The organism is Candidatus Poribacteria bacterium, assembly GCA_028820845.1.
Lineage (GTDB): Bacteria > Poribacteria > WGA-4E > WGA-4E > WGA-3G > WGA-3G.
Map to the genome: position 1 here is coordinate 26,785 of JAPPII010000114.1, position 24,241 is coordinate 51,025.

Genomic DNA, 24,241 nt, shown 5'->3' on the forward strand with positions numbered 1-24,241 from the left:
TTTTTATTCTCAGAATCAGGATTTTCAGGATTCAAGGATTTTCAGGATTATAGTTCTGTAATAGGGCGACGCGGAAGATGTTGATACGAAAGTAGACCGCCACCCCTATCTGTTTGAAGGGGCTTTTTGTATAACAGGAATAACATAGCTCCGAATTTTCACGCCATCGATCATCTCTGTTTCTATGCACGGTTCGGGTTTTTGACGGTGATCGAAGACGACGTAATAGCCTTCCGTTGCGTTTTCCAATGTAAGGTACGCTGCGAGTTGCTGCTTCCCTGCTTGATAAGACCTATCGCCTTCCCAAATCTTTGTTTCAACGATATATTTTTGCTGCTTGTGTAAGATGATGAGGTCCATCCTGCCCCGACCGGTTTGTACTTCAAGAAACATGTTGGCACCCACGACCCGGACGAAGTGATCCAAGTAGGCGTAAAGCAGGTGTTGTCCAACGTATTCTTGGGGTGTCTCTGGGACTTGCAAAATACGGAATCCTGCGCGTGCAATGAACGCCTGAAAGTTATTGAGGAGTGCCTCTATCTCAAGTTGACCTGTAGATGAGAGATAATCGCTGAAGTCTGCCCTTGTGTCTTCAGAGAAGTATTCCGCTTCAAGTCCGTTCACTGTCGGCTTGAATATCTGAAGAATGCGGTGTTGATAAATCGGGTTAACGATCTCACACATTCCATCAGTACCTGCTGCGATAACGCCGTAAGTGACGAGTTCCTCTATGAGGGTGTCGTCGGGATTGAATGGCACGCCTCTATCGTAAGAAGCGATTTTCAGGAGGAGGGTTTCAAAGTGCCGGTCCCTGCGGACATTGGTTCGCAGATGATCGATGTTGGTGTTCCCTTCCCTTAGCAGGCGTGTATGTGCTTTTGCGAAGTGCGTCATTGTCAGCATTTCCGTTTTGGGGACGCCCAGTTCTTCGGTCAGAATTTGGGTCAGGCGATTGACGAGGAACGGCTGTCCTGCCGTCTGTTTGTGTAGGGTTTCAACGACTTCAGGGGCGAAAGTTTGGCCCACCTCATCGATATACTGCATGAGAAGTTCGCGCACCTGTGCCAGCGTGAAATTGGGCAGTACGAATTCGTCTTGTATGTTGAAAGGCGAGATAGAGGCATCATAGTTGAGCTGTCTGATGTTCTTAACCCCCGCGATACCGACGCTGTGCGGACATCGGGGCTTCCCAGCAATGTAGATATGGCGGAGGGCGTGCAGAAAGCCTTGGACTGCATCCTGCGGAATCCCATCAAACTCGTCGATGATAAGAACGACGCGATGCGGTGCTAACACCTTTCCGAGTTGTGTAAAAAACCTTCGGGTTGTGACGGGGTTGGTGAGTTTCGCATTTTCTAAAAATTGCATGAGGGCTGCAGGGGACGTGCTCCCGCGCTGCTCAAAGACGTTATTGATTGCCTCGTGAACATCTTCGGAGAATCCCGAATAAAAATCGGAGCCGGTGAGTGTCGCGTATGTTTCAACATTCAGTTGGATAGGGAAATAGAGGTCTTCTTTTTTGGTGAGTCTGTCCACTGCTTGTTGAAAGAAGGTTGTTTTTCCTGTCTGTCGAGGTGCGAAGATGACGATGTATTTTCCGTTTTTAATGCGTTGAATAAAATCCTCGGTTTCCTTGGAGCGTGTGACGATATAGTTCTCTTTAGGATTGACGGGTCCGTGTGTGCCGAAGGTTCGCATAGTATGCCCCTCGCTGTTAGGTTTTTTTATGCGTTTATTGTATCACGCGGAGTGCTGTGTGTCAAGGTGCGCGTGAACGAAATGCCCCTTTACGTTTTCCCAGAAAATATCGTATGATTTTATGGTTTGTATAGGATAATTGTATTTAATTTGAAAAAAAAAGAAAAATAGACCTATTATAACCTCAATGGCTGAGGGTGGGCATAATCCGAGATCCTTCTACAGTCGTAAATCATTGCCTGACAAAATATTTTTTTTCACCTGATGTAAGGTTTTGGCAAAAAAATGTGTCTTTAACAATTAGGGCAGAATGTGTCTTTACAATTCTATAATAACATAATTGTGTAGATTGCATTGCACAAAGCCCGAGACGCAGTGCTTAATTAGATGTTTCTGTGGATGTCAATGCAGCCGAATCTGTGCCTAAGGAGGGAACTCAGTGGCGAGAGAAGACGATGCGCAATTGGTTCATGCCGTTTTATCAGGCGACGACTCAGCATTCAGCATTTTAGTTAAAAAATACCAAAAAGGTGTTCACGCCCTCGTGTGGCAGAAAATCGATGATTTCCACTATGCAGAAGATCTTACGCAAGAGACCTTCCTCCGCGCCTATCAAAACCTTTCAACGTTGAAAAATCCGAGCCAGTTTTCTGGATGGTTGTATGTCATTGCGAATCGGGTTTGTCTGAATTGGCTGCGCGAACAAAAACCTGCGCAGCAGTTGCAGTCATTGGAGGACACACCTATGGAAGAAGTGGTGAAATCTGATTATGAGCGTTATGTATGGGAACAACGCGAAGCAGAAGCAACTGAACACCGTTTTCAAATCGTCAAAAAACTTTTGGACAAGTTGCCGGAGGGTGAGCGTACAGCGGTGGTGCTTCATTATCTCGGCGAAATGACAGCGAAGGAGATTGGCGAATTCTTGGGGGTGTCGCCGCAGACAATATGGACTCGACTGAGTCGCGCCCGAAAACGGTTACAAGAAGAAGAGGAGCTCTTGATCCAAGAAGTTCTCGGTGGTGTGCAGATATCAGCAAGTATAAAGCAGAACATCATGCGAAAAATTGTTGACATGACACCGACACCTTCTCCGAAAATGGAACCGTTCTTGCCGCGGGTCGCTATTGGAACTGCTTTGGTTGTAGCAACCCTATTGATTTTCAGTAGCAGCAGCCAATACCTTCCATATTTCAAAAACTTTATAGGATTTATTTTGCGCGATGAAAAGAGTTTCACTGCTGATTTTACCATAACACTCGGAACCCATAGGAGTGGTAGGGATCTTTTAAATACACTGCTCGAAGCAAAATGCCAGATCAGCGCATGGTCGGCGCAAGCCCTTGAAAATCCGGATTTTCCGGTGGTGGCAGTGGAAACAACGGTTGATATCGTTGTTGTTTCTATGCTGGAGATGGGATTTGCTGCGGGCGAGTTCGCCACCCTTGATACCATTTATGATCGCGCAAAACAGATGGGACTCGAAACGTGCCCGGTTGAGACTGCCGCGCAGCTGCGTCTGTCATTTCTCGACCAGCCACACTGGGCAACCGAAGGGAGGCTGGGGAAGTTTTTCGTCGCGAGTGAACCGTTTGTTCTGACTCGCGATGGCTTTCCGAAGATTTTCAGTGTCGTGCGGGGTGATCAATTCCCACACCCTGAAATCGGTATCGGTCTATGGCTGATTGCAAATGGTACCGTTGAAGTCGAAAATGCGAAACGCCCTGACAGACTGTTTAATGCATCCGATGAGGATCGTGACCACAGAGGTCGTTTTGCATTCGTTATTCCGAAATAAACAGGACACAGTCCTTGTGTCCAATAATACTTAACACTCTTTAAAAATAGGAGGATATTGTGAAAATCACAAGAACGTTTTCCCTAATTATACGCCTCGTGCCAGTTAACATTTTAATAATGTTGGTCGGTTGCGGTGTAGCTCAAGTAGCACTTGAACAGCATAGAGAAGCTGATCCTGGAAATATCAGTGTTGCGAAAACACCTTCGTATAGTTCTGATCAAGTTGCTAAGTATAACAAGATAATTGTCGCATCCCGTGAATCAGGCGGGAATCAGTTAGGTGGCGTGATGTATGGCGGTGCTACTGAAGTAATTGGTGGTTTGTTGCCAGCAATCACTTCAGGTGCTTTGAAAAAGAAATTAGAAAGGAACTAACAATTCAATTATGAAATTACTTAAATACGGGTTTTTGTGTATCGTTTTATTGGTCTTTATTAGCAGTGGAATGGCGCAAGATGATTTTGGAATACAAAGTGGTTTTGGAATACTAGCACCGAATGCCGAAATCATTGAAACAGTGTATGACAATCGCAGCATCGCCATGGGTAAAACAGCAATCACTACCGCAAGAGAAAGTGGTGCTATCTTTTCTAATTCATCGATCCTCGCGACGTTCTCCGAGCCACAGATACAAGTGGGTGGAAAACTTCTGTACGGGACAATCACGGCTGAAGCACTAAGCGAATTGGACCGCTATGATTCTTATGAGGCAAAGTATCCAACCTTCCCCAGTCGCTCCTATCTTGCATTGGCAGTACCCTATCGGTTACCTGATACACAACTGAAACTTGTGTTTGGTGTTGGATATCAGCGGAATGAAGGAGTGAAAGTGGAAGAGGAGGCGGCCTGGTCAGTGGAAGATTGGTCAGAATCAAAGGGTAGGTTCGTGGACGTTCGCGTTACATCAAATAGCACCGGCAGAAGTCGCGGGAGTTTGAGCACACTCACCCCAGGGGTTGCCCTTAATTTCCAAGACAAATATTTCTTTGGTGCAACGTTCAACCGGACCCTGGGGGCAATTATCGGTACAAGTGAAGGTAGAAGTTCAGATAGACACTGGAAAATAGATGTGGAGAGAGAACAGTCAGCACTGTTCCTAAGGCTTGGAGCTCTTGCTGAACTAACCCCTGAACTCTCTGTGGGTCTGATGTACCGCCCAGAATTTGAATGGGAATTGGGAGAAACGATCGTGAAAATTACCGAGGATGGCGACCTTGACACAGAGAGAAATCAAGATTATCTTGAGTTAACGATGCCCGCTATGTGGGGAATCGGGGTAGAATACGAGGTGAATCCTGAATTCATTGTCGCTGCAGAAATACAATCCCGTCCATTTTCTGACCTTGAGTGGAGAGGGGATGATGTTAGTGAACGTCCCATTATTGACGACGGTTTTAACGTTGCTATTGGTGCAGAGTATTTAGGACTCGACTTTCCGGTTCGTATTGGTGCCTTTCGCGACCTGATTCCGTTTGTGGATGAAAACAACACGGATCCTGTGGGTGTTACCGGAATCACTGCTGGTATTGGTTCTCTTGGCGAGGACGAAGACTTCTCTTGGAACCTTTCAGGAGTCTTCGGTAGGTGGGAACGTATCGTCAATGACGATGGACAGAAGTACGCAGAAGACCTCTTTCGTGTGGGAATTTCGGCGACTTATCGTTTCGATACGAATCTTGTTTCGTCCCTCATAAGATAAGGTAATTTCCATAATGAAAAAAACGCTACTTTCCGTTTCTTTAACGCTGTTTCTGACCTTAGCACCCTATTTACCGAACACGCTTGTGGCGCAAGAAAACATCCACACCCGCTACGTTGAGCATAGATATGCCGTCTACAGCGTAGCGTTCAGTCCGGATGGGCAAATTCTCGCAAGTGGAAGTGCGGACAAGACAATCGGTCTGTGGAGTGCTACAGCGGAAAAGCAAACGGGATTAAAAATTTCTAACAGTGTCAGTGTGGACAAAACAATCAATCCGTGGAAAGCTGCGAGGGTTACTTCCCAATTGATGTCGTCGGATGGTAACGTATCGAATACAAAACATCTGAAGACGCTTGTCGGGCATAGGTATACTGTCCATAGTGTAGCGTTCAGTCCCGATGGAAAAACCCTTGCCAGTGGCAGCGAAGACAACACAATTATCCTATGGGACACAACCACCGGAGAACACACGAGAACTCTCGCCAGCCCCACGGGTCCCTTCGTCGAACCCACAGGTACCCTCGTCGGACATACGGATACCGTCTATAGCGTGGCTTTCAGTCCCGATGGACGAACCCTTGCAAGCAGCAGTGAAGACAGCACGGTTCTCCTATGGGACACAACCACCGGAGAACACATAAAAACTCTCGCCAGACCTACGGGACCTTTCGTAGGACCCACAGACCCCCTTGCTGGTCATACGGATACCGTCTATAGTGTGGCTTTCAGTCCCGATGGTCAAATCCTCGCCAGTGGCAGCGCAGACAACACAATCATCCTCTGGGATGCAACAACAGGGCAATACAAGCAGACGCTCACTGGACACAAGAGAGCCGTCTATAGCATAGCGTTCAGTCCCGATGGTCAAATCCTCGCCAGTGGCAGTTGGGATAAGACAATTATCCTATGGGACACTACCACATGGAAATATATACACATACTCACCGGACACGAGAAGGTTGTCTATAGCGTGGCGTTCAGTCCAGATGGACAAGTCCTCGCCAGTGGAAGTGCTGACAAGGCAATTATCCTATGGGATACTACCATTGGGAGACACATAGAGACACTCACAAGGCATCGGAAGGCAATTTATGGTGTTGCCTTTAGTCCGGATGGACAAACCCTTGTCAGTGGTAGTGCTGACAAACGTATTCGCTTTCAGACGCGCTCTATTATCAAGTGAGAAAACCATGTGGGTCTCTTTACAACTTATCGTTTCAATACGAATTTCAGGATATCGTTCAAAAGATAGGTGCGTTTTTTTTATGCCTGCCAAGATTCATTCAAACCGTAGTCCTAAAAAAGGAGATTTTTACCATGAAAACAATTACAACGTTATTTGTTCTTCTGATCATATTTTCATTAAACACCTTTGCCCAACATGTTCCCTATACGAGTCTTGAAGGGCATAGGGATGCTGTTTTCAGCGTAGCGTTTAGTCCTGATGGAAAGATGCTCGCAAGTGGCGGAGATAGAACTATCAAATTATGGAATGCCGTCACAGGCAGCCTCATACGCAGACTTATAGGGCATAAGTATCAGGTCTATAGCGTAGCGTTTAGTCCTGATGGGAAGATACTCGCAAGTGGAAGTCAGGATGATACAATCAAACTATGGGATATCGCCACAGGCAAACCCATAAACACACTCAGAGAGTATAGTTCGCTCTATAGTGTAGCGTTTAGTCCTGATGGAAAGATACTCGCAAGTGGGCGCGGAAGTCGGAGCGGCGATGGAATTGGAATTATCAGATTATGGGATGTCGTCACAGGCGAACTCATACACACACTCACCGAACATACGGACTGGGTCTCGAGCGTAGCGTTTAGTCCTGATGGAAAGATGCTCGCAAGTGGGAGCGGAGATGAAACTATCAGATTATGGAGAATGCCTTCTACCCATGTCAACATTGCGCCTGATCCGGTGGTGTCTCCGGCTATTGGTGGACAATTTACTATTAGGGTCAGTATCCTTGCGGGGGAAAATGTAGGTGGATATCAGATGAGTTTGGAATTTGATGCGACCGCCCTCCGCTATATTGAGAGCAGCAACGGCGATTACCTGCCGCTTGGAGCGTTTTTCGTGCCACCCGTTATAGGCGAGAACAGAGTAACGCTTGGATCAACCTCGCTCACCGGGGTCAGCAACGGAGATGGTACGCTTGCGACGGTAACGTTTGAGGTGGTTGATGTCAAACACTCCGTCATTAATTTATCTAATGTAATTATCACCGACAGCACGGGTGAGCACTTGCCCCACTTCGTTTATGGGGTGAAGGTTGAAGAACCTTCCCTATTGCCTTCCTCCGCGGTCGTAAACCTTACACCTTCCTCAATACTGTCTCCAGCTATCGGTGAACGACTGGCCTTTGACATTGAAATTACCGGGGGACAAAATGTAAAAGACTTTGAGTTCACGATTGACTTTGATCCGTCAGCACTTGGATATATTTCAAGATTGCGGGGTAACTATTTTGCAAACGGTGTGGGGAACGGCGATGGTATACTCGGAACTCTCATATTTGAGGTGGTGGCTGTAAAAGCATCAACTGTCAGTCTCTCGGGCTACCTTGTTGCGACAAATGGACTTAATTATGTCCCTACTTTTGAAAGTGCAAAGGTAATTGTCCCCATTTTTGGAGATGTGAATAGAGATGGCGTTGTGAACATCTTGGATTTAGTGCTGGTTGCCTCAAAGTTCGGACAACAGGTCAGTAGTGATGCCGCAGATATCAATGAGGATGGTGTTGTCAATGTTGTAGACTTGGTTAAAGTTGCTGGCGCGCTCGGAGGTGAAACAGCTGCACCATCAGCATGGAGTCTTGACTTGGAGGGTGCTCTGACAAGAGAGCAAGTACAACAGTGGCTGTCTGAAGCACGACATTTAAACTTGACAGATGCAATCTCTCAACGCGGTATTCTCTACTTAGAGCAACTCTTAGCAGCATTGACTCCGAAAGAGACAACACTCTTGCCGAACTACCCGAATCCCTTCAACCCAGAAACGTGAATACCGTATCAGTTGGCAGCACCCGCAGACGTGACGGTAACTATCTATGCGGTAGATGGCACAGTGGTACGCACGTTGGCATTAGGGCATCAACCTGTAGGTATGTATCAGAGCAAAAGCCGTGCGGCGTATTGGGATGGTAGAAATGCATTCGGTGAACCCGTGGCAAGTGGTGTCTATTTTTATACGCTTAAAGCCAGGGATTTTACTGCCACGCGAAAACTCCTGATTCGGAAGTAGGGTCCATAAAAACGTAATTGCACTACGTAAATCCAAGTTGCTACTTACACGGTTTTAGACATGCATACGTCGTTTTTTACTCAAAACTGTCGATAATCCAAGTATTTTGTAGCGCAACTGTATGAAGTTTAAGAAAATATTTCGTTAATTAACGGGCAATGAATTGCCCTACTACAAACGGACCGGTTCGTAGTAGTGCGATTTATCGCACGTTTGAAAATTACCGAATTAATAAATTAATCTTCATTCAGTTTGCGTCCTCAAATGCACAACCTAACAGGTTATGCTACAAACTGGCAACTTGGGTTACATAATTTGGTTGTAGCCTAAATTGGAGAGAAAAAGATGAAAAAGTGGTTATATTGGAAAACTTTGGCACTCATGTTAATTCTGGGCTGTTTTTTGGGATGCGGCGGTGATGATTTTAGAGGTAATGATGGTAGTGTCACCGATTCTGAACTGGATAATGAGGACCAAATTCCAACCATCACGATCGAGAAGATCAAAACCGAAAAATTGGAAGAAGGAGAAAAGGTCTGGTGGCGGCTTAAGGCGGACCCTTCCCCTAAAACTGATTTAGCGGTGTGGATAAATGGTAGGGATTGGGTAATCATCCCTAAGTCTAAGAACAACTCCGAAACGCTTAACAATACGTTTCATTTTAGCCGAGAGATCAGGATTGAGTCGTTACCCGTAGTTTCTGTTGTCGGCAAAGGTCTTGTGGTTGATCTTGAGTTACTTCAAAGAGATTTACCTGATGAGTCGCTCGGTGGTCACAGAATTCCGAAAGATTTTGACTTTCCAATCTATAATGTAGGAGATCCTTCACATATTCTGGTGGAAGTAAAAGAATTGTTACCTACTGCATGGTTCATATCAGCGCGCCCCCCATCGGGGAGTGGAATCGCTCCCAATGCAACTATTGTTACTATTTTTGACAGTAGCCCCCGTGATGTAACGGTGAGCGCGGGGACCGCCACTGTTGCTGGTAGAACGGTTACGATCAGAGGACCCTTCGCGCCCGGTCCTCTGAATCTCACGATTACGTGGGCTGATGGCACGCAGACGTTATCTTATATTGTCATTGCTCCGGATATCTTAGCTCCGTTCGTCATTGATGGAACCGTCAAAAATGGTGACAAAGATGTCGATCCCCAGAAGATCAATAATGATGCTGTGATTGAAGTTACCTTCAGTGAAGATGTCACTGGTAACATCGCGCTGCAGACTGAAGCCGGCCATGATGTCGGTTGGTTGGGCAGCGTTAAAGGCAACCGAGGGAGACTTGAACTTGTCAGAGGCAGAGAGATTGGCAACGAGACTACTTATGTTATCAGAGGCAAAGTTCGGGACGCTGCCGGTAATGAAACCGAAATCAGCATCACTTTTATCACTGCCATTAAATTGTAGACTTGATAGTTCGTAGTGAGGCGATTCATCGCCTGTTGCAACCAACGCACAAGAGCGTAATAATGCACGTCGCATTTGGACGAGTACGCCGCAAAATTGCGCTACTACGAATGAGATTATGTACTGCTCTCAGTTAAATACAATGTTTGAAAGGGATAGAGTGTTATGGTTCGCTATTTTGTTTTGTTAAGAGATTGGAAGGTTAACATCAAAAAGATTATTGGGATTCTATGTGTTCTTTTTGTTTTTTGTCTTTTGTCGGATTTAATTATTGCTGTTTCAGATGCCCAATGGGGACCAACGATACATAAAGAACCTAATTCTTCTGATGTTTATTTGAGACCTGGTGAAAGTCAGAAATTTAAGATTCGCGCACAAACTAACCTCGGGAATTTTATTAAATCCATTGAATTTTCTGCAGATGGACAGACCAAAAGGGACAAAGATTCATGTAATTGGCCTATATGTGGTAAACTTGAGCACTCAATCACTTACAAATGGAATGAATTAAATTTTTCTCCTTATCAAGTGGTTGCAACCGTCAGTACTATTGACCGTGAATATACAGAGGTATGGAATGTATATGTTCGATCAGATCAACCAGAGATAAAAAAGTTTGTTCCACTTCGTAGGCAGCTCCAAATTGATGTAGGGGACCCTCTGGTATTTAAGATTGAAGCGAGCAGCGATTCTGATATTGAATATATTGAATTTTCGTCTATCGATCAACCTACAAAATACAAAGACTATTTCGTTCCATTTGTTACTCCCTCTGCTTCGGTAAGATATGTCTGGAACATTTCTGGGCTTTATACAGTAACTGCCGCGGTTGGGTCTAAGGCGGGAGGTGTGGAAACGGTTACATGGTCAATACAAGTTGGCCCTCCCAACCAAGCTCCGGAGATAAAACTGCTTTCTCCATCTACACAGTCAGTTACTGTTCAAAAAGGGGCAAAAAAGAAATTTCGAGTTCAGGCAACAGATCCAGATGGAAGCATTAATTATAAGATTAGCAGTATTGTATTTAGCGAGGATAATAATTCTCAGCTTTATGGACAACGCATCAGAAACTTTGGACCTAATTGGCCCTACCAATACAAACATGAAGTGAGTTACTCTTGGTTCTTTCCCGGCACGTATGAAGTGAGAGCAGTTGTCATAGACGGGACTGGCGAAATTGACTCGGTGACGTGGGATGTGACTGTACCAGAGCCTAATAGGGCTCCTGTGGAAGTGGGCGCAATTCCGGGCAAACCCTAACATCGGGTGGTTCTGCCGTGCGCTTAGACTTATCAAACTACTTTCAGGATCCAGACAAGGACGAACTTACTTACACTGCGCGTTCTGATAATACAAATATAGTGTTACCACAGGTGGTTGACACGAGTCTTATTATTCATTCTCAGGATGCTGTAGGCAGCACGACGGTAAAGGTAACAGCGAGCGATGGAAAGAAGTATGTTACACGTCTAATCTTTGTCACTGTGACTGGTAGATCTCCGGAACCAGACTTAGTTGTTCAATCGATTTCTGTCAGTAAACTCATCTTAACCCCCGGTGAAGGTTTTACGCTTTCTACTACAATCAGAAACGCAGGAACAGGGCGGTCCGCTGCCACAAAGGTACGTTGCTACCAATCTGCTGATGCTAATATTTCGACAGACGACACACAAATAGAGATAGCCGACATGGGGGCTATCAGTTCCGGTGGAACCAGGAACAAGAACTTCAGAATCATAGCACCAGATGTGCCGGGTACCTACTACTACGGCGTATGTGTTGACGGTGTTCAGAACGAAAGCGAGACAGCCAATAACTGTTCCCAAGCCATTGCTATCACTGTGCAAGCACCGGCTTTACCGGATTTAGTGGTTGAATCCATTTTAGCAAGCAGTAATGTCGTGGGGCCAGGGGAAAACTTTACACTGTTTGTCACCGTCCGTAACCAAGGGACAGCAACCTCTCTGCCTACAGCGTTGAATTACCACGATCCCAATGGCGGGAAAATAGGGACAGATCGCATAGGACGTTTGTCACCGTCTGAGGTGAGTGAGCAGAGCATCAGCCTGCGGGCACCGGATAGGGTAGGGACGTACTATTACGATGCGTGTGTCGAAAGTCCGCTTCGTAGTGATGAAAGCAATCTGGACAATAATTGTTCTGTAGAGCTCGCTATCACCGTTGGCACTCCGACGAATCGGGTACCTGTGGCAGTCGGTAGAATTCCAACGCAGAGCCTCGTGGCAGGTGCCTCTCGACAGGTCGATGTTTCTATCTATTTCCGAGACCCGGACGGTGATAGGTTGACTTATAGGGCATCTTCTAATAACACGAATATTGCAACAGCGAATGCATCAGGGGGCATAGTAACGATTACCCCGTTGCGTGTCGGGAATACGACGGTGTCCGTAACGGCGAGTGATGGACGTTTGACGGCGACCCAACGTTTTACGGTGGAAGTACAATCCGGACAAACGACGCAGCCCACACAACCCACACAGCCTACGAACCAATCCCCGGCGGCAATTGGAACACTTACGCCGCTAACGTTGATAGCGAATAGTAATGCTCGGCGGGTGGACGTGTCCAGTTATTTCCGTGACTCAGATGGCGATAGACTGACCTACACTGCCCGCTCGGATAACACGAATGTGGCAACTGTGCGCGTGTCGGGAGCTGATGTAACAATTACCCCTCAGCGTGCTGGGAACACAATGATTCACATAGCAGCGAGCGATGGGGTATCAACTGCCTCACAAAGTATTTCTGTGACTGTCACTTCTACGCCTCCTGTGCAGGATCCAACGTCTTTTGACCTTGCCATCCAATCTGTTACAGTGAGTAAAAGCACCCTGACACCAAGTGAATCCTTTACATTATCTATCACTATCCATAACAACGGTCCTGCTGCTTCTGGAGTTTTCGCTCTTTCCTATTATTATTCGCTCATTCAAGGGCGAACTTCGGAAGATAAGATACATAGGGAAGGAACGGTACAGCTGGATCCGCTTGCGTCAGGGACAAGCACTACAAAGTCATTCAGATTAAACGCTCCATCAACGCCGCGACCCTATTATTACGGTGCGTGGCTATCTGGCATCGCCGACGATACGAATATTTTTAATAATGTCGCTACTGAAGTCGGAGTTCCTGTTATCAATCGCGATATTCAGCCTTCTAATTTGCCGGACTTAGTGATTCAATCCGTTCGGGTGAGTGAGAGCAGATTAGCCCCCGGTGAACGTTTCAGGCTCTATGCTACTGTCCGTAATCAAGGTGCGGCTGAAGCAAATCGCGCGACGTTACGTTACTATCGCTCAACTGATTCATCTATCTCAAGGAGCGATACCCAAGTGGATACCGACTCTGTCATATCCTTAGATCCAAATGAGAGCGACGAGGAATGGGAAAACCTCAGCGTACCCAATTCAGCCGGTACTTACTATTATGGCGTTTGTATAGACAGTGTCAATGATGAGAGCAATACAAGCAACAATTGCTCTAATGCTATCAGAATTACCGTTGAAGTATTGACACCTGATTTAGTGGTTGAATCGATTTCAGCGAGTGAAAGTACAGTTGAGCCGGGCGAGCGTTTTCGATTATCTGCGACTGTCCGAAACCGAGGGAGTGGGGAATCGCGTTCAACGAGGTTACGTTACTACCGTTCCTCGGACGCGAGCATTTCAACTTCAGATACAGAAGTTGATACGGATTCTGTGAGTTCATTGGATGCCGATGAGACGAGTAACGAATGGGATAATATCACGGCACCGAATACGCCGGGGACCTACTATTTCGGCGCGTGTGTGGACAGTGTGCGAGATGAGAGCAATACGAATAATAACTGCTCAACTGCTGTCAGGGTTACGGTTGAAACCCCGGGGTTGCGTATCAGGGATTCCGTTTTCGCCCAAAATACCGTTGGTGGTGGTTTTAACGGTCTTCGGGTAAGAAGCGGTGCTGGCACAGCTTTTGACCAAATAGGAGGTGTCTGGGACGGTGCCACAGGCAGGATAACCGATGGGCCAAGGACAGCGAATGGCTATACTTGGTGGAAGATCCGTTGGAATGCCTCCAATAAAGTTGCGTGTGACGAAAACCCGTGTGAAGGGTGGAGTGTGGAGTTTTTTAATGGAACTCGGCTGATTGGTAAGCAGGGGTTGGCAGCACCAACCCTCAATGTTGTGATTCCAACGGGGATGACTCTGCTGCCGAACTATCCGAATCCATTTAACCCCGAGACGTGGATTCCCTATCAGTTGTCAAGAACATCGGATGTGACAGTGTCCATCTATTCTGTAAATGGCATGTTGGTTCGGAGGCTTGATTTAGGGTATCAACCTGCGGGTATCTATCAAAGCAGAAGCCGTGCGGTGTATTGGAACGGTCGCAACGAATTCGGTGAACCTGTGGCGAGTGGTTTGTATTTCTATACGTTGACTGCAGGCGATTTCAGTGCGACGCGGAAGATGTTGATACGGAAGTAGGGCTCTATGAGGATTGGGAAGATAGAAGGAAATGAGAGAGAGGGCGCAAACTAAAAGTTTGCGCTACACTCCATGGGTTGCGTCTTAAGGCGATATGGACTTTGCACAACGGAATCCCAACGCACCGATACCGGCATACGTTGGACTCGTGCCGTGACGGTTTGAGGCACGCAACCATTCAGGTTCGCTGTTCCATCCACCACCCCGTAGAACCCTAAAATCTATAATGTTCTCGAAATCGTTAACAATCTCCTCAACGTTATTCGCCCCTGCGGTCGGATTCCGACGTGGGGAATTAGCATAGAAATCGACCTCATAGCCGTCGAGACACCATTCCCAGACGTTTCCAGCGATGTCGAATACACCGTAGTCATTGGACGGATACTCACCAATAGGGGTTGTCTGACCGAGATTTTTGCCGTAGTTTGCCCTGTTGAAATTAATGCCATTCCCCCACGGATACTGCTTCCTTTTTAATCCCCCACGCGATGCTTTTTCCCATTCCGCTTCAGTCGGTAAACGTTTGTCTACCCAAACTGCGTAAGCCACCGCAGCGTACCAACTCACATAACGCACAGGATGATCGCTTTCTCCAAGCGGATGGTTGTTTCCATTCCAGTCGTTCAGATAATTACCATCGGCGAATCTGCCGTCAATAAGATCTTTTTGCCACGCCGGGTTCGCAAGCACGAAATCCTTGAACTCAGCATTCGTTACCTCGTTTGCGTCTATGTAAAACGCGTTGAGATGAACCGTATGCACCGGTTGTTCGTCGTTATCGCCGTCGTTGCTCCCCATCTGAAACTCGCCTTCTGGAATGAGCACCATTCCATCTGGAATGATCGGTTCAGGAATAATTGCAGGTTCGGGTTCAGCGGATGGTTCAGATGGTTCAGTTGATACAGATGATTCTGTAATGATGGGTTCTATTGGTGTCGTTTCCGCGTCGTCTTCACGCGGACCGCAACTCAGTATATAAACAGAGAACAGGCAGGCAAATATTAATCCTAAAGGTATAAATAAATTTTTCATAGATGTAAAAAGCTCGCTAATAAACCTCCAAATAGTTATCGGTTTCCCACTGACTAACACTCAAGTGATAATTCCGCCATTCCTCACGTTTGACTTGGATATAGTAGTCAGCGTACTCATTTCCGAGTGCGTTTTTAATAATTTCGTCTTCTTCAAGAGCGTCTACAGCATGACTGAGAGTTGCTGGTAGAGAGCCGATGCCTCGATTTTCCAGTTCATCTTCTGGCACCTCATAAAGATTGTCCTCGTTTTGTACACCCGGATCAACCTGGTTTTCGATGCCGTCGAGACCCGCGGCGAGCATCACCGTCGCTGCGAGGTAAGGATTCGCTGCCCCATCACTTAATCGGTTTTCAATACGTCCCGGTGTTGGGATCCGAATCATTTGCGTCCGATTGTTTGCACCGTAGGTAACATAAACCGGTGCCCATGATGAACCCGAACGCGGGGGTCTCCGAACCAAGCGTTTATAGCTATTCACAAGTGGATTCGTGACCGCTGTTATCGCCTTCGCGTGTTTGAGGATACCCCCCGTGAAATAGTAAGCGATCTCGGACAAGCCGTTTTTATCGTTCTCGTCAAGAAACAGATTCGTCTGATTATCAGTATCCCAAAGACTCATGTGAAAGTGTGCGCCATTACCCGTCAGATTCGTGAACGGTTTCGGCATAAACGTTGCCAATAACCCGCGTTCTTCAGCGATTGTTTTGACCATCCACTTAAAGAAAGTATGTCGATCTGCTGTCGTGAGTGCGTCCGCATACGTCCAGTTCGTCTCGAACTGACACGTCCCGTCTTCATGGTCGTTCGCGTAGGGTTCCCACTCCAATTCTTGCATATATTTGATGAGGGTGGTCATCATGTCAAGATTGCGATGCAACGCCCTTAGATCGTAACACGGTTTGTCCAGCGTATCGAGTTTATCCCATGGGGCATAGTGCCCTGCTTCGTCCTGCTTCAAAAGCATGAATTCCGCCTCGATACCGACATTGAAGGTGTAACCCATTTCTCGTGTCTTTTCTAATTGCTGTCCCAGAATAGTCCTTGGACAGTAGTGCCACGATTGTCCTTCGACATACATATCCCCCGCGACCCATGCTAAATTTTTCCGCCACGGCACGATTGTGAACGAATTAAAATCGGGGATGCTTGCCATTTCTGGATCGTGCGGGTATTGCCCTATCTCACCTGCAGCAAAGCCGCCGAAACCCGCACCCTCTGCCGCCATATCCTCAAGATGTGTTGCTGGGATGACCTTCGCCTTGGGGGCACCGCTCATCTCTACGAAAGAGCAGATGAAAAACTCAATACCTTTCTCTTCGACTAAACGTTTAACTTGGTCTATAGTCATAAAATTCTTCTCCAACGATTCGTGTTGCTGATCGCTGACTGTGATAAAAATGATAACTACAAAATGCGAAAATATGATACCATTATAACTGAAGTCCTGAAAATTTCAAGGAGTTTGTGGAAAAGCAAAATGATGACATTCTTCTCTCGCTTCTACACAAAATGGTCAATTTTGATGGGTGCTTTGATTCTTATTTACTTGCTACCGATCTGGCTGTTCCCCTATTTTCCGACACAAGATGGCGTAAGTCACGTCTATAATTCCCAAATCTTGACCGAATACAACAACCCTGAATATCAATTCCGAGATTATTACGAGATTAACTGGTATCCTTTTCCGAATTGGCTCTCACACTTTTCATTGGCGGTGTTAATGTTCGTGTTTCCACCGCTCATCGCCGAGAAAATCTTTCTGAGTCTCTATGTTATCCTCTTTCCGCTTGCTGTCTCTTATTTCCTCAATGCTGTCCAGCGCGGGCGGCACACCCTCGTCATCCTAAGTTTTACCTTTATCTACAATTACCTTTTTCTCATGGGCTTCTACAACTTTGCCGTCAGTGTGCCGCTCTTTCTGCTTGCACTCGGTTATTGGTGGAAACACAAGGCGCAGATGAACAGAACGCGTATCGTTTTACTCAATCTGCTCATCGTTGTTACCTATTTCGCACACCTCATCTCTTACGCCTTCATCTTATTCTCTATCGCTTTACTGGCACTATTTCATTTCAGGCACGACTTCAAACGGATTCTCATTACAGGTTGCTATCTCCTCCCTGCTGCCGCGCTACTTCTCGTCTACCTCCCTACTTCTGATCTGTTGGCAGGGGCACCACTTGAGTTTGGACTCAGCCGGTTCGGAGAACTGTTCGCTAACCTAATCGGTATGTATATGCTTGTCGCTTACGCTGAACCTCCAAGTTGGCTCTCCGCGCTTGTATCCGCCTTCTTACTGTTCCTCGTTGTTGTGACAATCTGGCAAAATAGGAGAGGAAAAGCAGCAGCATCTGCTGGACAGACAGCGTTTCTCTGCCTCACTGTTGTGCTTCTCGGACTCTATTTTATCCTACCAAATTCTATTGGTCCCGGCGGTTGGGTCAATGACAGGCTCGCTATTTTAGCCGCGCTTACCATATTCGCATGGTTTCGTGAATTTGATAAGATTCAGTGGAGACGTGTGTTCACGGCGGCTGTCGGACTTTTGGTGTTGGTTAACATTGTTTATGTTGGCATTGTCTTCAAAAATCTCAACGCCGAGATACATCAGTTTAACGCTTTTGTGCAACGGGTTGGAAAGAACAAGATCATCCTTCCGCTCCACTTTGATCCGAGAGGCAGCTCCGAACGCGTAGGCATCTTTGTCAACGCCGCCAACTACTACTGTCTTGACAACGGGTGTATCAATCTCGGCAACTATGAGATACAGTTTGACTATTTCCCTGTGCGTTTCAACGCCGAGTTTGAGAGACCGTTAGACGAGAAAGAGTGGGTCCAAACCGTCCACTGGGAACCAGAAAGGATAGATCTCTGCGCTTATGCTGACAACGTGGATTATCTCTTGCTGTGGGATACTCCCGACACACCTATCGTTGCTGAGGCGATTGAGACGTGTTATACATTGATTGCATCGGAAGGCAGGTTGCGGCTTTATAGCGGGAAGCGATAATAGGGCGCGAAATCGGAGATAGCGGATACCCACAGACCACTTCAATACTCTCCCTTAAGCGTCAAGGTCGCAATGGTGTGTGTATAATTCAAAAAATCGAGCAGCGGATCCGCTTCGTTCGTGCGGTTTTGGGTAACCTGATAATCGGCGTTGAGTGTTAGATATGGCTTGAGCTGCCAGTTCAGCTGGACATTTGCCGCTATCTGTGTATCTCGACGATCTTCGGGGATTTCTGGAATACCGCCAGTTTCATCCAGAATCTGTCTACCTTCAAACTGCACCCAGAGTCTGGAGAGTCGAAGCCGGACCCACCGTCCGGTATCCAGTCGATAAAATGAACTCGCCGCAACTTCTGTACTGGCGAAGCTAAAAAAGTCAACGCTGGAACGATTCAGAAATAGATTCACCTCTTCCTGAAACATAAGCCCTTCAGTTGCTACCTGTATCAGTTTCGCGGCACCGATGTGCCGCCAATCGTTTCGGCGTTCATTATCTTCAAGTCCTGTGATGCCTAAGATGAGGTTGTTTAGGTTGGTTTCGTAACTGCTGTTCTCTATCGTGTATTCAATTTTACCGAGCAGCTGTTCGAGAAACCCGAATTGCAAACGTCCCGTTATGTTTTGGCTGTTGGAGCCGATGAGTAGGAAATCCTCTCTGAGCGACTCGTCATCGTCAAATCGGTGTAATCTTAAGTTATATTCTAAGACGCGTCCGAAGCGTAGACCGAGTTGTCGTTCGGTATTGTTATAGACATTGGAGGTCCGCACGAAACGTTGCAGACGATGTGAAGCCACAAGTGGCGGTAGGCTTTCAAGCGGTCGGAAACTCAGTTCAGTTAAAAGAACATCGCTGAACGCGTCGAATTCGTCGAGTTTTCCCTCTGCACCGGTATAATTTTCAACTTGGGGGATATATTGCAGTCTGAGTCTGAGTTTATCAGCGACCGGTAAATCTCCGTTCAAGTCAACGCCGAAACGATTGATTATGCCCACAAGCTGCGGGTCATCTTCTCCTGCCAAGCTGCTGGTGTATGGATCTACGCTTAAACCCAATTCGATGTGATTGTTGAATGTATTAGAGAAGTGGGAGCTGATTGTTAGTTCTGCGGGGTGAGTCTCAGACCTTTCGGGTTCTTCTAATAAACTCTGTCCGAATTCAGTCTGAAGTTGCGCGAAGGCACTTTGTGTATTGAATAAGAATACGATGCCTGTGAGTTGTGTAAGAATGAGCAGGCATGCCCAACTATTGTCTTTCATTTTTATAATGTTCATTTGAGATTGACCATTGAGTAATCCCTCCTATATTAAGTTTGGAGAGTTTATGAGATTCAAGGGTATAGAGGTCTATTTTCTCTGGGCGAGTCGATTATTCAATCATCCCGTCTTGTGGACTTGAGGCAGTGGCGTAGAGTTTCCGAGGGATACGCCCTGCCAGAAACGCCGCTCTCCCGGCTTCAACCGCTTTTTTCATCGCCTCCGCCATCAGTACAGGACGGTGTGCTTTTGCTACCGCTGTATTGAGCAGAACGCCGTCGCACCCTAACTCCATTGCTATTGCTGCATCTGATGCCGTCCCAACCCCCGCGTCCACAATCAGTGGCACCTGCACAAGATCGCGGATAATCTGGATATTATACGGGTTACGTATCCCCATCCCTGAGCCGATCGGTGCCCCTAACGGCATCACTGCAGCACATCCAAGATCTTCTAATTTCTTACAGGTAATCGGATCGTCGTTACAATACGGTAGCACAGTGAAACCGTCTTTGACAAGCGTTTCCGCTGCGTTGAGGAGCTGCTCTACATCAGGAAAGAGTGTCTCCTCATCCCCGATAACTTCGAGTTTGATGAGCGATGTCTCAAGTGCCTCTCTCGCGAGGTTTGCTGTCAAAATTGCGTCTTTCGCTGTGAAACAGCCAGCGGTGTTTGGCAGAATCGTCATGTCCCGTTCACGTAGAAGAGCGAACAGATTTTCACCCGATGTCTCCGTAAATTTCACACGCCGCATTGACACCGTCGCAATTTCGGCACCACTCGCCGCAATGGACTCCGTCATTATATGAAAGTTCGGATACCCTGCCGTTCCGATAAGGAGTCTTGATGCATAAGTCTGATCTGCGATTTTGAATTCTTGCATGTTTTCTCTATTATTTGCGCGTTGAATCCAACGTACCTCTTGGCTGTTCATAGTGTTTTGCCTATAGTTGTCGCCGATCTGTTTTCAATTAGTATAGCAGCCTCAAGGTGTCTTTATCAAATATTTTGGCATCAATTCTCCTATCAGTGTGCTTTGTAGCCGTGTTTATCCGCCTTGGACAGCACGGATAATCTCCACATCGCTATCCTCGCGGAGCTCTGTCGCCTGCCATTTTGTTTTTGGAATAACCTCCCGATTCACAGCGACAGCGATACCCGCCTGTGTTGGATTCAGTTCTAAGGCGATGAGTAGGTCGTGAATATTTAAATTCGGATTAACCGTTTTTTCTTCGCCATTAACAAGTATCTTCATTTTTTTTAAGTGTGTTTACGACACACAGCGTGTGCCTACTACTTTAAAAACCGGTTTAACTGAAACGGGGCGATTGTCTCTGAAGTCTCACCCGTCAGAATCAGTTTGGCAATCTCGTAAGCCGTAATGGGTGTGAGTAAAATACCGTTTCGGTAGTGTCCAGTTGCGTATATCAGATTCTCAATAGGCGTTTTACCGAGTATAGGGGCATTGTCTCTACTGCCGGGACGTAGGCCGCTCCATGTTTCGAGGAGTGGGAGTTCATAAATCCCCGGTACCGCTTCCCATGCCCCGCGGAGAAGTTCAAACACACCACCAGCCGTTAAACGCGTATCAAACCCCATCTCCTCACTCGTCGCACCGACAATAAGCCTGCCATCGCTTCTCGGCACCAGATATACGGATGTCGGATACCTCGCCCTGACAATGCGGATGACGTTTTTGACCGTGATGCCTTCTTCCATTTGTAGTGCTAACATCTGCCCTTTCACAGGACGCACCGGCGGGATGACCCTATCCGGTAATCCTTCAATCTGGGCAGACCAACATCCCGCTGCGAGAATAAGCACCTCCGCTTCATGAAAACCGTTTTGTGTTTGCACACCCGTTGCAGCTCCATTTTCTATGACAATTCTTTCGATGGTGCTGTTTTCGTACAACACGCCATCGTGGGTCTGGTAGGCGCGCTGGAGTGCTTGGACCATCAATCTGTTATCGACTTGATGGTCGGTTGCGCAGCGAATGGCTGCGGTCACGCGGGGTGAAAGCGCAGATTCAATTTCACGTGCTGCTCGACCATTCAACCACTCAACATCCAGTCCTAATTCCTGTTGTGAAGTGTAAAGATGCCGAAGTTGGTGCGTATCGTCGGATTCCAATCCGACAATAAGGGTGCCTTCCACTCGATAGCCGATGGGCATCTTCGCATCTGCCTCTAACTCATCAACCCATTGTGCATAGCATGCTAAACTTTGGGAACCGAGTTTGAGCAGTTCTGGTTCTTCGCTATGTGCCTCAGCGAGTGGCGCAAGCATACCGGCAGCTGCCCAAGAGGCGGCACGCCCGGCTTGCGCACGCTCGTAGATAGTGACGGCTGCACCCGCTTTCGCAAGCTGCCATCCAATGCTGAGTCCAATCACACCGCCACCAATGATGATAATTTTCTTATTTGCCATTAATTCAGCACGAAAAACCTTTATTCTTCCAATACGTTGATGAAGCAATCTTTCGCTTCAACGGTTTTGGAGATTAACCCTTTTTCATAAGCGAATTTCGCGAACGCATCCCACTTTTCCGCAGATTGCACCTGCGTCGTTGCGAATACGTCCAGTGTATCTCGAAATGCCAGTTCTTCTAACGCTTTCGTGGCATCAGGGTTTGCCTGAAAAAAGAGTTGAAGTGCATCATCGGGGTTTTCCTTTGTAAATCCGATTGCTTCCTCAATCGCCATCATTAGCTTTTTAGCCGTTTCTGGATGGTTTTCCAAATAAGTGTCGTTAGTAATAATTACTAATTCATAATAGTCGGGAATACCGTGTTTCTCAAGTGCGAAATAATCGGCTTCTGCCCCCTCAAGTTTCAATAGGTTAATCTCGTAATTCCGAAAGGGTCCAATCACAGCATCTATTTGACCGCTGAGGAGAGGTGCCAAAATATTCGTGCCTACGTTTATCAATTCATAATCATCTTCTGCTAATCCAGCATTCGCAGCGATGGCGTTAAACAGAAGCACGTCCAAGGGTGCGACGGTATATCCGATTTTTTTTCCTTTGAAGTCTGCAGGCGTTTTAATGCCGGTCTTTTTCAGGAAACTAATCGTGTTGAGCGGATGTTCCACAAGGAGACCGATGGATTTAACTGGCAAAACTTCTTCACTGGCTCGCGCAATTGTGACGCTCTGTTGGTAACTCACAGCAAACGGATATTCCCCGGCTGCCACCAGTTTGAGCGGTGCGTCTGGGTCCCCACCCCAAAGAAGTTCAACTTCCAACCCGTGTTTGGCGAAGATTTTGTTCTCTTGTGCAACATAAAGCGGGGCGTGATCTACGTTAGGGAACCAGTCGAGAAGCAGTGTCACCTTCGCTATTTCGCCTTTTTCGTGGCTGTCTGCGTAGTTATCCATTTGTCCTGTTAGAAGTATAGCACAACCGATAAGAAAGATTAAGCAAATTGCTGTCTTCATGAGAATTTTCCTCTCTTGTTGATTGTCCGATGTACCTATCGGACGTTTGCTTTGTTATGCTGCCGCCACGGCATTGCGTACCGCTCCAGCAGCGTCATTAATCCAAAAAGACTTAAACCTAAAAGCGTTAAACAGAAAATAGCAGCGAATACGAGTGAAACTTGGAGTCTTCCATTGGCGTATAACATCAGATATCCAAGCCCTGCCTTTGCTCCGACCCATTCACCGATAACCGCGCCGATTGTCGAGATGGAGATACCTATCTTCGCACCTGAGAAAATGAACGGCAGTGCCGACGGGATGCGCACCTTCCAGAGTATCTGCCACCGCGTCGCTCGTAGAATCCTAAACAGGTTTACCGTATCGGGATCGGTGGACTTCAAGCCGTCTAAAGTATTCAAAACGATTGCGAAAAACACAATTAGTGCTGCCATGGCTACTTTTGAAGCAATCCCGAAACCGAACCACAGCACTAACAGCGGGGCGATAGCAAACACTGGGACGGTTTGTGAACCGATGACATAGGGATAGAAGGCTTTCTCCAGCATTGGAAACTCAAACATCAAGATGGCTAACGGAATGCCAATGCTGACAGCGAGAACAAAACCGAGCAGCATCTCTTGGAGCGTCACGAACGTATGTTTCAGCAATTGTGCGTGCTCCACAAAGAGCGTCACCACAATTTTCGAGGGTGCTGGTAGGATATAACGCGGTATAGCGAAAAGATGCACGGCAGCTTCCCATATTCCTAATACTGCGAGTAGGATAGCCACGGGAATTACAAATCTGCCGAACATACGTATCTGCTCCTTAACATAAAAAAACCGTCTTCTATTTTCGGTGTAGGGAACATACCCCTGCGAAAAAGGAAGCGGTTCTATGTTTTGATGGCTTTCGGCTTTCAGTCTTCGGTTTTCAGGGCCCCGTTTGTGGCAATAAAGGCGTTTGAAATTGCCACACGTTCTACTGGCGGTTTCCGATGGCTGATGGCTGACAGCCTAACATATTTCCCTACGCTGGTATGATCCAGATCAGGTTCAAAGGGTGTTTTCTCAGCTCTTAAGCACATAAGAGCACCCCATAATGTTGTTAATAATTATAGCATATTCTCCATTTTTAAAGCAAATTTTGAAGCAGGAACAGTTTTTTCTTAATCT

At 46.8% G+C, this 24,241-nt stretch carries 19 protein-coding genes and 1 riboswitch; of the genes, 10 read left to right on the forward strand and 9 right to left on the reverse strand.

Annotated elements, in window-relative coordinates; all coding sequences use genetic code 11:
- Nucleotides 1–105 precede the first annotated feature (105 nt).
- Nucleotides 106–1,698, reverse strand: a complete 1,593-nt coding sequence (locus tag OXN25_20575; protein MDE0427255.1) for an AAA-like domain-containing protein — start codon at nt 1,696–1,698, stop codon at nt 106–108.
- Nucleotides 1,699–2,137: 439 nt separating this feature from the next.
- On the opposite strand from OXN25_20575, the gene OXN25_20580 reads away from it, so the two are divergent.
- From OXN25_20580 to OXN25_20620, 9 genes are all read left to right on the forward strand, one after another.
- Nucleotides 2,138–3,496 carry an RNA polymerase sigma factor gene (locus tag OXN25_20580; protein MDE0427256.1) on the forward strand — a complete coding sequence of 453 codons (1,359 nt, stop codon included), beginning with the start codon at nt 2,138–2,140 and terminating at the stop codon, nt 3,494–3,496.
- A 59-nt stretch (nt 3,497–3,555) separates the two neighbouring features.
- The gene (locus OXN25_20585; protein MDE0427257.1) at nt 3,556–3,873 is read left to right on the forward strand and encodes a hypothetical protein; all 318 of its coding nucleotides are present in this window, start codon (nt 3,556–3,558) and stop codon (nt 3,871–3,873) included.
- Between the two features lie 10 nt (nt 3,874–3,883).
- Nucleotides 3,884–5,197 (forward strand): hypothetical protein, encoded by a 1,314-nt coding sequence (locus tag OXN25_20590; protein ID MDE0427258.1) that lies wholly within the window; start codon nt 3,884–3,886, stop codon nt 5,195–5,197.
- A 13-nt stretch (nt 5,198–5,210) separates the two neighbouring features.
- Complete coding sequence (locus OXN25_20595; protein ID MDE0427259.1) at nt 5,211–6,383, forward strand: WD40 repeat domain-containing protein; 1,173 nt, start codon at nt 5,211–5,213, stop codon at nt 6,381–6,383.
- A gap of 134 nt (nt 6,384–6,517) precedes the next feature.
- Complete coding sequence (locus OXN25_20600) at nt 6,518–8,209, forward strand: cohesin domain-containing protein (GenBank protein MDE0427260.1); 1,692 nt, start codon at nt 6,518–6,520, stop codon at nt 8,207–8,209.
- Between the two features lie 12 nt (nt 8,210–8,221).
- The gene (locus OXN25_20605; protein ID MDE0427261.1) at nt 8,222–8,449 is read left to right on the forward strand and encodes a hypothetical protein; all 228 of its coding nucleotides are present in this window, start codon (nt 8,222–8,224) and stop codon (nt 8,447–8,449) included.
- A 345-nt stretch (nt 8,450–8,794) separates the two neighbouring features.
- Entirely contained in the window at nt 8,795–9,859 is a 1,065-nt protein-coding gene (locus tag OXN25_20610) for a hypothetical protein (protein ID MDE0427262.1), read from the forward strand.
- 165 nt (nt 9,860–10,024) lie between these two features.
- Nucleotides 10,025–11,119, forward strand: a complete 1,095-nt coding sequence (locus tag OXN25_20615; GenBank protein ID MDE0427263.1) for a hypothetical protein — start codon at nt 10,025–10,027, stop codon at nt 11,117–11,119.
- Between the two features lie 17 nt (nt 11,120–11,136).
- Nucleotides 11,137–14,349, forward strand: coding sequence for a T9SS type A sorting domain-containing protein (locus OXN25_20620; protein ID MDE0427264.1), 3,213 nt, complete (start codon nt 11,137–11,139; stop codon nt 14,347–14,349).
- 84 nt (nt 14,350–14,433) lie between these two features.
- Here the strand turns inward: OXN25_20620 and OXN25_20625 are convergent, their stop codons facing one another.
- Complete coding sequence (locus tag OXN25_20625) at nt 14,434–15,381, reverse strand: formylglycine-generating enzyme family protein (GenBank protein ID MDE0427265.1); 948 nt, start codon at nt 15,379–15,381, stop codon at nt 14,434–14,436.
- 16 nt (nt 15,382–15,397) lie between these two features.
- Nucleotides 15,398–16,732, reverse strand: coding sequence for a type III glutamate--ammonia ligase (glnT, locus tag OXN25_20630; protein ID MDE0427266.1), 1,335 nt, complete (start codon nt 16,730–16,732; stop codon nt 15,398–15,400).
- Between the two features lie 129 nt (nt 16,733–16,861).
- Here glnT and OXN25_20635 point away from each other — a divergent pair, with 129 nt between their 5' ends.
- Nucleotides 16,862–18,394, forward strand: coding sequence for a hypothetical protein (locus tag OXN25_20635; GenBank protein MDE0427267.1), 1,533 nt, complete (start codon nt 16,862–16,864; stop codon nt 18,392–18,394).
- Between the two features lie 41 nt (nt 18,395–18,435).
- Here the strand turns inward: OXN25_20635 and OXN25_20640 are convergent, their stop codons facing one another.
- The 6 genes from OXN25_20640 to OXN25_20665 all read right to left on the reverse strand — a co-directional run bounded on the left by OXN25_20640 (nt 18,436) and on the right by OXN25_20665 (nt 23,881).
- Entirely contained in the window at nt 18,436–19,650 is a 1,215-nt protein-coding gene (locus tag OXN25_20640; GenBank protein MDE0427268.1) for a hypothetical protein, read from the reverse strand.
- Nucleotides 19,651–19,759: 109 nt separating this feature from the next.
- A complete protein-coding gene (locus OXN25_20645; GenBank protein ID MDE0427269.1) occupies nt 19,760–20,530 on the reverse strand; it encodes a thiazole synthase in 771 nt (256 codons plus the stop codon).
- A 165-nt stretch (nt 20,531–20,695) separates the two neighbouring features.
- Nucleotides 20,696–20,902, reverse strand: a complete 207-nt coding sequence (gene thiS / locus OXN25_20650) for a sulfur carrier protein ThiS (protein ID MDE0427270.1) — start codon at nt 20,900–20,902, stop codon at nt 20,696–20,698.
- Nucleotides 20,903–20,940: 38 nt separating this feature from the next.
- A complete protein-coding gene (gene thiO, locus OXN25_20655; protein ID MDE0427271.1) occupies nt 20,941–22,077 on the reverse strand; it encodes a glycine oxidase ThiO in 1,137 nt (378 codons plus the stop codon).
- 20 nt (nt 22,078–22,097) lie between these two features.
- Nucleotides 22,098–23,084, reverse strand: a complete 987-nt coding sequence (locus tag OXN25_20660) for an ABC transporter substrate-binding protein (GenBank protein MDE0427272.1) — start codon at nt 23,082–23,084, stop codon at nt 22,098–22,100.
- Between the two features lie 35 nt (nt 23,085–23,119).
- Nucleotides 23,120–23,881 carry an ABC transporter permease gene (locus OXN25_20665; protein MDE0427273.1) on the reverse strand — a complete coding sequence of 254 codons (762 nt, stop codon included), beginning with the start codon at nt 23,879–23,881 and terminating at the stop codon, nt 23,120–23,122.
- Between the two features lie 193 nt (nt 23,882–24,074).
- A riboswitch (TPP riboswitch) is annotated at nt 24,075–24,175 on the reverse strand.
- Between the last annotated feature and the right edge of the window lie 66 nt (nt 24,176–24,241).